Source organism: Sorangium sp. So ce176 (assembly GCF_051519835.1).
Taxonomy (GTDB): Bacteria; Myxococcota_A; Polyangia; order Polyangiales; family Polyangiaceae; genus Sorangium; species Sorangium cellulosum_G.
Genome location: NZ_CP150371.1, coordinates 8233440 through 8246132 on the forward strand (window position 1 = coordinate 8233440; position 12693 = coordinate 8246132).

General features: G+C 71.9%; 10 protein-coding genes. 5 read left to right on the plus strand and 5 right to left on the minus strand.

Annotation, left to right across the window (positions count from 1 at the left end; translation table 11 throughout):
* Nucleotides 1–14: 14 nt before the first annotated feature.
* The 3 genes from WMF42_RS30985 to WMF42_RS30995 all read left to right on the plus strand — a co-directional run bounded on the left by WMF42_RS30985 (nucleotide 15) and on the right by WMF42_RS30995 (nucleotide 2675).
* A complete protein-coding gene (locus WMF42_RS30985; protein ID WP_061613373.1) occupies nucleotides 15–449 on the plus strand; it encodes a response regulator in 435 nt (144 codons plus the stop codon).
* Between the two features lie 237 nt (nucleotides 450–686).
* Nucleotides 687–1115, plus strand: a complete 429-nt coding sequence (locus WMF42_RS30990) for a CBS domain-containing protein (RefSeq protein ID WP_434042163.1) — start codon at nucleotides 687–689, stop codon at nucleotides 1113–1115.
* A 165-nt stretch (nucleotides 1116–1280) separates the two neighbouring features.
* The gene (locus tag WMF42_RS30995) at nucleotides 1281–2675 is read left to right on the plus strand and encodes a sigma-54-dependent transcriptional regulator (RefSeq protein ID WP_437686362.1); all 1395 of its coding nucleotides are present in this window, start codon (nucleotides 1281–1283) and stop codon (nucleotides 2673–2675) included.
* A gap of 36 nt (nucleotides 2676–2711) precedes the next feature.
* Here the strand turns inward: WMF42_RS30995 and WMF42_RS31000 are convergent, their stop codons facing one another.
* The 3 genes from WMF42_RS31000 to WMF42_RS31010 form a co-directional block, all read right to left on the minus strand.
* Nucleotides 2712–3833, minus strand: coding sequence for a branched-chain amino acid aminotransferase (locus WMF42_RS31000; protein WP_061609907.1), 1122 nt, complete (start codon nucleotides 3831–3833; stop codon nucleotides 2712–2714).
* A gap of 274 nt (nucleotides 3834–4107) precedes the next feature.
* Nucleotides 4108–4743, minus strand: a complete 636-nt coding sequence (locus WMF42_RS31005; RefSeq protein ID WP_061609906.1) for an MBL fold metallo-hydrolase — start codon at nucleotides 4741–4743, stop codon at nucleotides 4108–4110.
* Between the two features lie 51 nt (nucleotides 4744–4794).
* Nucleotides 4795–6063, minus strand: a complete 1269-nt coding sequence (locus tag WMF42_RS31010; RefSeq protein WP_437686363.1) for a hypothetical protein — start codon at nucleotides 6061–6063, stop codon at nucleotides 4795–4797.
* 613 nt (nucleotides 6064–6676) lie between these two features.
* On the opposite strand from WMF42_RS31010, the gene WMF42_RS31015 reads away from it, so the two are divergent.
* Nucleotides 6677–7765, plus strand: coding sequence for a serine/threonine-protein kinase (locus WMF42_RS31015; protein WP_437686364.1), 1089 nt, complete (start codon nucleotides 6677–6679; stop codon nucleotides 7763–7765).
* Nucleotides 7766–7803: 38 nt separating this feature from the next.
* On the opposite strand, the gene WMF42_RS31020 is transcribed toward WMF42_RS31015, so the two are convergent.
* Both WMF42_RS31020 and WMF42_RS31025 read right to left on the minus strand, forming a co-directional pair.
* Nucleotides 7804–9693 carry an amidohydrolase family protein gene (locus WMF42_RS31020; protein WP_437686365.1) on the minus strand — a complete coding sequence of 630 codons (1890 nt, stop codon included), beginning with the start codon at nucleotides 9691–9693 and terminating at the stop codon, nucleotides 7804–7806.
* Nucleotides 9694–10185: 492 nt separating this feature from the next.
* The gene (locus WMF42_RS31025; RefSeq protein ID WP_437686366.1) at nucleotides 10186–10329 is read right to left on the minus strand and encodes a hypothetical protein; all 144 of its coding nucleotides are present in this window, start codon (nucleotides 10327–10329) and stop codon (nucleotides 10186–10188) included.
* 205 nt (nucleotides 10330–10534) lie between these two features.
* Here WMF42_RS31025 and WMF42_RS31030 point away from each other — a divergent pair, with 205 nt between their 5' ends.
* Complete coding sequence (locus WMF42_RS31030; RefSeq protein WP_437686367.1) at nucleotides 10535–12688, plus strand: TOMM precursor leader peptide-binding protein; 2154 nt, start codon at nucleotides 10535–10537, stop codon at nucleotides 12686–12688.
* Nucleotides 12689–12693 lie beyond the last annotated feature (5 nt).

Sequence of the window (12693 nt, forward strand, 5' to 3'; positions counted from 1 at the left end):
GAAGATCGCCCGGCGTGGAATCCCTCAGCATCGAACAGCCGCTGATTTTGCTCGTCGACGATGACGTCCGCACGGTCCGCCTGCTCGCGCGCCTTCTCGAGGACGACGGCTTCCGGGTGGAGCTCACCACCGACGGCGCCCTCGCGATGGCGCGGCTCGCCCGGACGCCGTTCCCGGATATCCTGGTGACGGACTTCCGGATGCCCCACGCCGACGGCGTCGCCGTCGCGCGCTTCGCGAGGTCGCTGAGGCCCGATCTCCCGCTCTTCGTGCTCACCGGGTATCCCGAGCTCGTGGCGCGGCTCGGGCGGGGGTTCAAGCCCGCGGCGATGGTGCACACAAAGCCGGTCGACTACGTCGCCCTCACCGCCGAGCTCCGCTGCAGCGTGGAGGCGGTGTTCTCGGCGCACGCACAGCCGCCCCTCTCCTCGTCCCCTCCCCTCGCCTGAGCCGGCCGCGGGCGCGCCGAACCCCGGCGAACCGCTTGCACCGGCGCGCAACCGCTGCGACGCGCTGCCCCCGCCGGCCCCGGCCGATCCGCCGCCGCGCAGACGTTCTCTCCTTGATCTCCGCGTTGAATCCCGGCCTCCGCCGCCGGCGCGGGCGCCGCGCGCGCGGCGCCGCGCAGCGCCGCGCGGAGCCGCCGGGCCGCCTCGCGTGGCGCGGGCCGTGCACTGGATGAGGGCATGCCCCTCAGCCGATTCGAACATGGCGCCGTGAGCGCCGATCTCACCGAAACCGCCACCGCCGTCGCGCGCCGGATGCGCGAGTTCCGCGTCGGGTGCGTCGTCGTCACGCAGGGCGCGCGCGCCATTGGCATCCTCACCGATCGCGATCTCGTGCTGCGGGTGATGGCCGACGCGCTCGAGCCCGAGAAGACGCTCGTCTCCGAGATCGTGACGTACGATCCGACGACGCTCCAGCAGAGCGACAGCATCGAGACGGCGCTCCGCCTGATGCGCGAGCGCGGCGTCCGGCGGCTGCCTATCGTCCGTTACGACGGCAAGGTGACCGGCATCGTCACCGCGGACGATCTCACGGTCTTGCTCGCCGAGGAGCTGGCCGACCTGGGCGCCGGCATCCACAACAACGTCGAGAGCACCGAGAGCCGCTGACGGCGCGCCGTCGTCCCCGATACCGTACCCGACGCGCGCGCCGCGCGCCGGCGCGAGGATCTTGCGTCGCCCTCGAGGCGGTGCTTGCCTGACGCGCCGCGGTCAAAGGAGGGTCGCGACGCCGCGCAGGCGCTGTATCCTCCGGCCGTCTTCGGAAGGGACGACATGAACGCCGAGAAGAGACAGAGCGCGAAGGTGCTCGTCGTGGACGACGAGGCGAGCGCGCGCTCGGGGCTGGAGAAGCTCTTGCGACAGGAGGGCTATGCCGTCGACGCGGCGGCCGACGGCGCCGAGGCGCTCGAGGTCGCGGCGGAGCGGCCGCCGGACGTCGTCGTCACCGACCTGAAGATGCCGAAGATGGACGGGATGGCGCTGCTCGGGAAGCTGCGCGAGCAGGATCCGTCGCTGCCGGTGATCGTCGTCACGGCGTTCGGGGACGTGACCTCGGCGGTGCAGGCGATGCGGGCCGGGGCCGAGGACTACCTGACGAAGCCCGTCGATTTCGACGCGCTGCTGCTCTCGATCGAGCGGGCGCTGGAGCGGAGCGCGCTCCGGGTCGAGGCGGAGAACCTGCGCCGGCAGCTCCGGGAGCGCGAGGGCGAGGGCGTGGAGGGGCTCATCGGGGCGAGCCCGGCGATGCAGAAGGTCTACCGGATGGCCCGGCAGGTGGCGGGCGCGCGGGCGACGGTGCTCATCACCGGCGAGAGCGGCACCGGCAAGGGCGAGCTCGCGCGCGCCATCCACGCGAAGGGGCCGCGCGCGAAGGCGCCGTTCGTGACGCTGCACTGCGCGGCGCTCGCGGAGTCGCTCCTGGAGAGCGAGCTGTTCGGCCACGAGCGCGGGGCGTTCACCGGCGCGGACAGGCGGCGCATCGGGCGGTTCGAGCAGGCGCACGGGGGGACGCTGTTCCTCGACGAGGTGGGCGAGATCGCGCCCGCGACGCAGGTGAAGCTGCTCCGGGTGCTCCAGGAGAGGGCGTTCGAGCGCGTCGGCGGGAACGAGACGGTGACGGTCGACGTGCGGCTCATCGCGGCGACGAACCGCGATCTGGCGGCGGCGGTGCAGGAGGGGCAGTTCCGGGAGGACCTCTACTACCGGCTCAACGTCGTCCACATCGACATGCCGCCGCTGCGCGTGCGGGACACGGACGTGCTGCTCCTGGCGAACCATTTCCTGCGGCGGTTCGCCGCCGAAAACCATCGTAAAATCGAGGGGTTCACCGATCAGGCGCGGTCGAAGCTGGTGGCGCACCGGTGGCCCGGGAACGTGCGCGAGCTCGAGAACGCGATCGAGCGGGCCGTCGTGCTGTGCGACGACACGCGGATCGACGCGGATCACCTCCCGATCGACGCGGCGCCGGTCGCCAAGGGGGCGCTGCGGATCCCGGGAGCGACAATGGCGGAGATCGAGCGGTACGCGATCCTGTCGACGCTCGAGGCGACGAACGGGTCGACGACGCGCGCGGCCGAGCTCCTGGACATCAGCATACGGACCATCCAGTACCGGCTGCACGAATACGGGATGTCGGCGAAGCCGAAGAAGGCGTCGACAGCGGAGTGAGGCGCTCGCCGAGCGGCCCGGCCCCCCGGGCGCTCGTCAGAGCACGTCGTGCATCCAGCCGTGCGTGTCGGGGGCGAGGCCGTGCTGGATGTTGAGCAGCGCCTCGCGGAAGCGCGCGGCCACGGGGCCGGTCTCGTTGTTGTGAATGGCGAAGGTGCCCTCCCGGGACTTCACCGCGCCGATGGGCGTGATCACCGCGGCCGTGCCGCACGCGAAGGCCTCGGTCATGCGGCCGTCGCGCACAGCAGAGCGCCACTCGTCGAAGGTGACCTTGCGCTCCTCCGCGGCATAGCCGAAATCACGGGCGAGCTGGATGATGCTGTCGCGGGTGATGCCAGGGAGGAGCGTGCCTGTCAGCTCGGGCGTCACCATCACGGTGCGGCCCCCCTCCTGGTAGACGAAGAAGATGTTCATTCCGCCCATCTCCTCGACATACCGGCGGTGGACGGCGTCGAGCCAGACCACCTGCGCGCAGCCCTCCGCCGCGGCGTTCATCTGCGCGAGCAGGCTCGCCGCGTAGTTGCCGGCGAACTTGGCCGCGCCCGTGCCGCCAGGCGCCGCCCTGACGAAATCCTCGGAGATCCAGACCGTCACGGGCTTCACGCCCTGGGGGAAATACGCGCCCGCAGGAGACGCGATCACAAGGAAATCGTAGTCGCGTGACGACCGCACGCCGAGCGCCGCCTCGGTCGCGAACATCAGCGGTCGAATATACAGGCTCTCGCCCACCGCCGCGGGCACCCACCCGCGATCCTGGCGGATCAGGGCGTCGACACAGCCAACGAAGAGCCCGACCGGCATCTCGGGCATCGCCAGCCGGCGGGCAGAGCTGTTGAAGCGGTGCGCGTTCGCCTCCGGCCGGAACGTCTTGATGCGCCCGTCCGGCTGGCGGTAGGCCTTGAACCCCTCGAAGATCGCCTGACCGTAGTGCAGCACCATCGCCGCCGGATCCAGCGTGATCGGCGCGTACGGCTTGAGCTGGCCCCTGAGCCAGCCGCCCCTGTCCGCGGAGTACGAGATCGCCACCATGTGCTCGGTGAACACGCGCCCGAAGCCAGGGCTCTGCATGCGCTGCGCGCGCTCCGCGTCGCCGAGAGGGTGCTGCGTGGGGAGGATCTCCAGATCGACCTTCGTGGCGGGCGCGCTATCGGTGCTCATCGTGCTCGACTTCCGCGACGGACAGCGGGCTACCGGCGCAGGGGCGCCGACGCTGCGCTCGTCGTGCGGCATTTTTCGGAAGAATCCTGGCGGGATGCAAGCACTTTCTCGCAGAAGAGGCGCGCCGGCGCGCGGGCTGTTCCACCCGGAGCGCGTTCGCGCAAATTATGCAATCTACGCGATCGAAGCGCTCGTGGCGATCGAAGCGACTGCGGACGACGGCTCCGCCCGAGCTCGCCTCGCCGGCAGCTCACCGCACGAGAGCGGGCGGGCGTCACCCCCGCAGATAAGGGTTTCTGTCGCGCTCCTCACCGATCGTCGTGGAAGGGCCGTGTCCTGTCACGACCCGGGTCGACGGGTCGAGCGTGAGCAGCTTGCCGCGGATCGAGGAGAAGATCGCCTGCGAGTCGCCTCCCCACAGGTCGGTCCTGCCGATGCTGCGCCGGAACAGGGTGTCCCCCGTGAACGCCACCGCGCCCGCCTGCGCCTCGACCAGGAACGACACGCTGCCGGGCGTGTGCCCCGGCGTGTGGAGCACGTGGAGATCGAGCCCGCCCGCCTTCACCACCACGCCGTCGTTCAGGTCGCCGTCGATCTCGCACCGCTCCGGCGCCGCGATGCCGAGGAACGCCGCCTGCTCCGAGAGCATGTCGTACAGGAAGCGATCGGCCTCGTGGATGCGCGCGGCGGCGCCCGACCAGCGCTGGAGCGGCGCCGTGGCGCCGACGTGATCGATATGGGTGTGCGTGTGGACGATGGCCGCGACCTTCGCCCCGGCCCGCTCGAGGCGGGCGCGTATCGCGTCGAAGTCGCCCCCGGGATCGATGACCACCGCGCCCTTGGTGGCAGGGTCGACGAGGATCGAGCAGTTGCACCCCAGCGGACCGACGGGAAACGTCTCGAGCAGCACGGGGCGAGCTTGTAGCACGCCCCGGCCCGGGGCCGCATTCGGCGGGCTCGCCTATTTCGGGGCGCTCTCGATGGTGCCGTTCGAGCCGAGCCCGTTCGTCCAGTAGACGCGCTCCGCGTCGAGCGCGATGCCGTAAGGCGACGCCTCCCGCGCGACGAACGCCCCGATGATGCCGTTCGGCCATATCTTGATGATGTTCACCGACTCGGGGTCGGTGACGTAAACGCCGGTCCTGTCGGCGGCGATGCCCCGCGGGTTCGGCAGCTCGGACAGGAGCGCCGTGACCTCCCCCTGCCTGCCGACCTTGGGCGCGCGCATCACGGTGCCCGTCCTGCTCGTCGTCCAGTAGACATGGCTCCCGTCGAGCGCGATCTCGCGCACCGTGCCCTGCATTGTCGCGATCGTGGTGAACGGCCCCTCGCCCGTGGAGTCCTTGCGCGCGGCCATGACGCGGCCGTCGGTCTCGTCCTCGTTCTGGGGGAGGACGGTCCAGTAAACATGGGTGTCGTCGACGACGACCCCGTGGGGCGCCCCGTTGCCGCTCCAGATCTTGACGAACGGGCCGTTGCCGTCGCCGTCCTTTCGAGCGCGGACCACGGCGCCGCCGCCCTCGCGGTTCGTCCAGTAGACGAACTCGTCGTCGAGCGCGACGCCGAAGGGCGCGGTCTGCGCCGCGGCGAGGGTGGCCGGCGCCTCGTCGCCCCCGCGCCGCCACCGCTTCACCGTGCCGGTGTACGGGTCGCGCCGCCCCTGGCTGACCCAGAAGACGTACGTCTCGTCGGCCTTGATGCCCGCCGGGTCGACCTCATCGGACGCGATGACGCTCACCTCGTCGGTCTCGTGCGACCACTGCATGACCATGCCTTCATCACCGTTGGTCCAGAACAGGTCGCCGCCGGCAACGGCGATGTACACCGGATCCCGCTGGCCCGTGGCGTGGGTCCTCGTGGAGACGCAGGTCCCCTCCTGGCAGCTCCCGCGGCACGCGACGGGACAGGTGCCGCAGTGCAGGGCGTCGCCCATCACGTTGACCTCGCAGCCGTTCGCGGCGTCCGCGTCGCAGTCGACGTAGGTGTCGCCGCAGACAGGAGGATCCACGATGACGGGGCCCTCGCCTCCCGCGCCGCCTGCGCCCACGCCGCCCCCGCCGCCCTCGCCCCCGCCGCCGCCCTCGCCCGGCGCGCCGCCCTCGCCCCCGCCTGACGATGTCGCGCTGCCGGGCCCGGCCCCGCCGCTGGCAAAGAGGCTCGACGCATCGGGGGCGGAGCAAGCAGCCACGGCAAGTCCGGAGAAGAGCGCGAGGAGAACGGTGCGACGCATTGTGCTCTGCATGGAAACCTCCACCGATACAGGCTACACGAGCCCGTCGAGAAAACGCATCTGCGAACTTGACGGGTCGCGCGGGCGCCGTTCGTCCGCGCACGACAGGCGCAGATGTGGGGTGTTCATGGCAGATCGGCGGGACAGATCAGCGCGCGTCCGCCGGCGCCGGATCGAGGCGACGTCGCGGGATCTGCCGAGAGGTGGTCGCGCGCGCCGGAGGCGGGCGGCGGGCGACGCTCGGATCGGGGCGAAGGCGCGACTCCGCATCTCGGGGGCGCGACTCTGCACCTCGCCGGACAGCGCCTCTCGGTCACGCCGCCGCGCGCGCGGCGCGGCTCACGCGCGCTCCGAGAGCTCCAGCCTTTGCGCTCGCGGACGCTCGCTCGCGCTGCGCACGAGCTCGCATCCGTCCCGGGGCCCAACGGTGGCGATGGCGCTGGACCCGGAGGGGCGCTACCCTCGGGCGCCGGGTGTCTGAGCGCACGTCGTCAGCCAGGGTGGAATCGCCGCTCCGCCGCGAGGCGGCTCGCGGGCACGGCGTGGTGCTGCGCGCCCTGCGCCGCGCTGGTGCGCCCGGCGCGCGCGCGCGCCGGCCTGGAGGCGTCACCGCATGAGCGGGTCCATGTTCATCGCGGGGGGCCAGGCGAGCGACGCGGCGCGGGAGCGGGCGCTGGCGCTCGTCGGGCGCACGCTCTTGCACCGGTACCGCATCGAGGAGCTCGTGGCGATGGGCGGCATCGCCGCCGTCTTCAGGGCCAAGAAGCTCGCGACAGGCGAGGACGTGGCCGTGAAGGTGCTCCACCCGGACGCCGAGGAGCTGCCGGAGCTCATCGAGCGCTTCGAGCGCGAGGCCATCGCGGGCCGTCACATCTTCCACCCCAACGTCGCGGCGGTCTACGAGATCAACCAGCTCGACGACGGCGCGTGGTTCATGGTGATGGAGTTCATCCGCGGCACCACGCTGCGCAAGCTCATCGACAAGGGGCCCGTCCCGCCCGTCCGCGCCGCGAGCATCGCGCGACAGCTCGCGACAGCGCTGAACGCGGCGCACGATTTCGGGATCATCCACCGGGACGTGAAGCCGCTCAACATCATGGTGCTCGACGGGCCGGAGGAGCGCGTCCAGCTCATCGATTTCGGCCTCGCCAAGGTGCCGGTCGAGCAGTTCGCGTTCACCACCGACGACGGCTCGCGCCGCTCGCTGACGAACGCCGGGGTGCTGCTCGGCACGGTGGCGTACATGGCGCCCGAGGCGGCGCTCGGCATGCGCTCGGTCGACAGGCGCGCCGACCTCTACGCGCTCGGCGTGATCCTCTACGAGATGCTCGCGGGCAAGCACCCGTTCACGGCGGTCGAGCCCTCGGCGCTGTTCGCGCAGCACCGGTCGGCCGCGCCGCCGCCGATCGCCGAGCGCACGCCCGGCGTCGTCGTCCCGCCCGCGCTCGAGGCGGTCGTGATGCGCCTGCTCGCGAAGGATCCGGACGACCGCTTCCCCCACGCGCGCGCCGTTGTCGTGGCGCTCGACGCCGCGCTCCAGAAGATGAGCGGGCCGGACCGGCTGAGCATCGCCGCGCCGTCCAGCCTCAAGGCCGCGGCCAGCTTCCTCGAGCGGCGGACGTCGCGCGCCGTGCTCGCCGGCGCGGGCATCCTGTTCTTCACGCTGGGGAGCGTGATCGCCTGGCTGCTCGTGTCGCGGTGAGCGCGGGGCGAGGCGCCGCGCGCCGCGCCCGGCTCGACCTACTCGCACACGCCCACGGGGAGCCCCGCGAACGCCGAGCGGTCGACGCACTTCCGGCCGCCCGAGCACGCCGCGGCGCGCTCGCCGCGCGGATCGCAGAGGTCCTTGCAGGTGCCCGCTTCGTGGTCGCACACGCTGCCGGGCGCGCAGGCGAAGAGGGCGTCGCACGGCTGCCCGCCCGAGCCCGCGCCCGCGTACCAGCACGACGTCGCGCCGTTGCCCAGGAACACGCACGCGGCGCCGTTCTCGCATGCCTGCGCGAAGAGATCGCAGCCGTCGCCCGGCACGCAGGAGCCCCCGGTGGGCGAGCCGCCGTCGAAGAGGCACGCGCTCCCCGGCCCGCAGGTCGACGGGCCGTCGCAGGTCGCGGCGCAGCGCTGATCCGGGCTGCACGACAGCGCGTCGCCGCACTCGGGCGCGGCGAGGCACGTCTCGCCGGGGCCGGCGCCGGTCCGCGGCTGCCGCGCGAGGCTCGTCCCGCGGGGCAGCGCGAGCGCGTCGCGATCGAGGAGGACGCCCGATTTGTAGACGCGCGAGACCCGCTCGAGCGCGCGGACGTCGGCGAGCGGATCGCCGTCGACCACGAGCACGTCCGCGAGCGCCCCTTCCTCGAGGCGCCCGAGATCGGCCCGCCCGAGCACGTCCGCGGCCGTGCGCGTCGCGGCGGCGAGCGCGTCGATCGGCGGCATCCCTGCCTCGACGAGGAGCGCGACCTCGCGGTGCATGGCGCGCCCGTGGAAGACGCCCGGGTTGCCGGCGTCGGTGCCGGCGGCGATGGTGACCCCTGCCTGATACAGGGTGAGCAGGTTCGCGATCGCGTGCCCGCGCCACCCCTTCACGAGCTCCCGATACCGGGCTGTCGTGGTCTCCGCGAGCAGCGACGGGTCGCGCAGGGCGGCGATCACGTCGGCCGGCACGTCGTCGCGGAGCGCCGGGTCGTCGAGCTCATCGAGCGCGCCGTGAGCGACGCGGTACAGGCCGTCCATCACGGAGAGCGCCGGCACCACGATGGCCCCCGCGGCGGCCATCCGGCGCGCGAGCTCGCGCGAGATGAGATCCTGGTCCGGGATGTGCGCGAAGCGCGTCACGCCGGCGTCGAGCGCGATCTCGACGTCGGCGGCCTCCGCCACGTGAGCGATGACGCGGACGCCCGCGGCGCTGGCGGCCTCCTCGATGGCTGCGATCGACGCGTCCGAGATCTGCAGGCGCGGCCGGGCTCCGTCCGAGTCGATCACGATCTTGATGACGTCGGGCTCGCTGGGGAGGAGCGCCGCGAACGCGTCGCCCACGTCGGCGGGCGAGTCGATGAACACGCAGAAATCGCCGGGCGGGGAGCCCTGGAGGCAGGGGTGCCCCCCGGTCGGCGTGAGCAGCGGCCCGGCCGCGAAGATCTGCGGCGCGAGGATCTCGCCGGCGCGGACGCGCGCTCGCTGCTCGAAGATGACGCGCTGGGATGAGCCAAGATCCAGGTACGAGGTGACGCCCGCCCGGAGCATCGCCTTCGTGTGGTCCTCGAGGTGGAGGTCGCTGTCGTAATACGCATAGGGACCGGCGGCGCTCAGCGAGTGAACGTGGAGATCGATCAGCCCGGGGAGGATCGTCTTTCCGGCGACGTCCACGACCTCGCCGCCCGCGATCTCGACGCCGCGCTCGTCGAAGATGATCTGCTCCACCCTGTCGCCCGCGAGCACCACGGTCGCCTTGGCCGCGCGCGAGCCGTCGAACACCATACCGCCCTTCAACACGGTGCAGCCCGCACAATCCACCTTGGTGTTCTCGAGCGGCGAAGGGCTCTCGGTGACGCTGCAGCCCGCGAGCCACGTTGACGAAGCAAGAACGACAGCGTGAGCGAGACAACGAATTCCAAGCTCGAGCGAAGTAGTACGCATGACACTCCTTTTTACCGGCTGGCGCCGCGCGCCAGAGAGCGAGTCGCCCCGGGTACAGGAGGGTGCGCAGAAAGGCAATGAAACGAGGCGCATCCGCGGCGCGACGGGTGCGCGCCACGCAACGCGCCGTTTATCCAGGTTTCCTCGTCTCGCGCGGAGCAGCGCGAGGAAGGCACTTCATCGACGGCGGCGGCGATGGGCAGCGGTGGAGTCGGACGAGGACCGTGAACAAGGCGGAAGCGACGCGCCAACCCGAAGAACGAGCGCACAGCGGAGATCGCATCGGCGCATTACGCCCATCATACAGGAAGCATCGATTGACGAACACCCTTTGCGTGCCCCACCTACTCGTGGGAGGCTCTGCCATGAGTGATTCGAACAACCCGAATGACAAACCCAAGGATCTGGATGTTGCGGTAACGGAGATCCGTGACGCCATCAATGAACTGAGCGAGAGATTGGAGGAGATGGAAACAACGGCCCCGGCCAGCTTCAATTGTAGCTGTAGTTGTAACTGTAGCTGTAGCTGCTCCTGCCGTTGTAGCTGTTCCTGTAGCTGTTCCTGTAGCTGTAGCTGTTCCTGTAGCTGCCGTTGCCGCTGCCGCTGCCGCTGCGGCTGCGCCTGAGCCCAGGCACGATCGCGGGCAGCGCGAGCCCAGAGCGAGCGCGCGAGGAATATCGCAACTCTCCGAGCGCGCTCGCCCCCCCAGGCCGCCTCGCCGACTTCTCCTCGCCTTCGCTTGTCGCCACGTCGCTTCTCAACAGGTTCAACACTCTTTGCCGAAGGAGAGCGCGGCGCAGGTCGAAGCCTGGCCGCGCTCATCCTTCCTGGAGAGCTCGCGTGTCCACGCAACTGCCCAGCTCATCGACCGCCGCTTCACCGCTCGACAGGACCGCGCCGCCCGCGCCGGAACCGGACGAGGCGCGCGAGGCGCTCGCGCGGTCGCGCGTCCTCGTGGTCGGGCTCGAGCCGTGGGGGGCCGTCGCGGCCGCGCAGCTCGCGTCGGCGGGCGTCGGCGCGCTGCGCGCGGTCGACGACCGGCAGGTCACGGCGGACGATCTCGGCCCTTTCGCCGAGGCGGATCTCGGCGAGGAGCGCGCCGGCGCCCTGTCCGCCGCGATCTCGCGGATCGCGCCCGGGTGCGCGGTCACGTCGGGGACGCTGCGCGCCGCCGCGGGTCGCCCCCTCGTCGAGGAGGACACGGCCTGGGACCTGATCCTCGCCTGCGTGCCGGGCGACGATCTCCTCGTCCTCCAGGGCGTCGCCCGCTTCGCCCACGCGCGCTCCACCCTCTCGCTGAGCGCCCACCTCGACGGGATCGAGGCGGTGATCGGCCCGGCCGTCGTGCCCGGCGAGACCGCGTGCTGGAACTGCTACCGTCTCCGGAGGCTCGCGACCAGCCGGCGCGCGGAGGCCGACCACGCCGTCCAGGCCGCGCTCCTCGCCGAACGCCCGGGGCGCCGCGCGCGCACCTACCTCGCACCGGTGCCGGCGTTCCTGGGCCACGCCGTCGCCCTCGCCGCCGTCGATCTGCTCGTGCGCCGGCGCGCGGCGCGCCTCGCGGGGCGGTTCCTGGTGCAGAACCTCGTCGACCCGGAGGTCTCTTCCCACGCCGTCCTGCAGATGCCCTGGTGCCCGGTCTGCGGCGGCGCCGCCGAGGCCCTGCGCCGCGGGACAGCGCCGGCGTGCCCGCCCGCGCGCCTGCGCGACGCGGGCGATCCCGCGGAGCTCCGCCGGCTCCTGGCCGGCATCGTCGACGCGCGCGCGGGCATCGTCCAGCACCTCCGGCTCGACGCGGCCAGCCCGGCGCTCGCCCCCGAGGCGCCGCGCACCGCGACCGCGCTGCTCAGCAAGTACACCGAGGGCGCGGAGCACGCTCACCACTGCGACGAGCCCCAGCTCGGCACCGGCAAGGGCATCACGGCCGTCGAGGCGCTCGTCAGGGCGGTGGGCGAGGCGGTCGAGCGCTACTCCTCCGGGCTCTTCCGGAAAGCGGAGCTCCTCCGCTCCTCGGTCGCCGAGATGAAGGGCGACTTCATCGCTCCGGAGCAGCTCTGTCTCTACAGCGAGGAGCAGTACGCCCGCCCCGGGTTCCCGTACCCGCGGCTCGACCCGAGCACGCCGATCGAGTGGGCTCTCGGGCGCTGGATGGACACCCGCGCGCCCGTGTACGTCCCGGCGCTTCCGACCTACTTCAACTACTGCGCGCCGAGAGGGGCCGATTTCTGCCAGGTGACCTCGAACGGCCTCGCCGCCGGCGCGACGATCGCCGGCGCGTCGCTCGGGGCCGCGCTCGAGCTCATCGAGCGCGACGCCTTCACGATCTCCTGGCTCGCCCGCCGTCCCGGCCGACGTATCCTGCCCGACGACTCGGTCGATGCCGAGGTGCGCGAGATCGCCCGGCAGCTCGAGGGGCGCGGCGCCCGGATCGAGCTGTATCTCCTCGACGCCGGCGTCGCGATCCCCACCGTGATGTGCGTGGGCTACGGCGACGGCAAGCGCTGGCCCGGCGCCGTGGTGTCGCTCGCCGCTCACCTGAGCCCCCACATGGCCATCAGGAAAGCCATCCTGGAACAGGGCCAGATAGGCACTTATGTCTTCCGCCTCATGACCGGCGAGGCGCTCGGCATCCCCGAGCGCCCGGAGGATGTTCGCTCGCTCGAGGATCACGCGGTCTACTACGTCCCCCCGAGCCGCGCCGGCGCGTTCGCGTTCCTCGGCGAGGGCGGCACGGTCACCGCCTCGCAGCTCGAGGAGCCCGAGCATATCTCGCTCTCCGCGCTCACGCGCCGCATGAGCGCCGCGGGGCTCCGCATCGCGATCGTCGATGTGACGTCCCCCGATCTCGCGGCGACCCCCTTCCGTGTCGTCCGGGCCATCGGGCCCGACTTCCAGCAGATCCATTTCGGCCACGAGGTCGCGCGGCTCGGCAACCCGCGCCTCCGCGCGATGGCGCCCTACGGGATCAACCCTGACCCCCATCCGATGGCCTGAGAGAG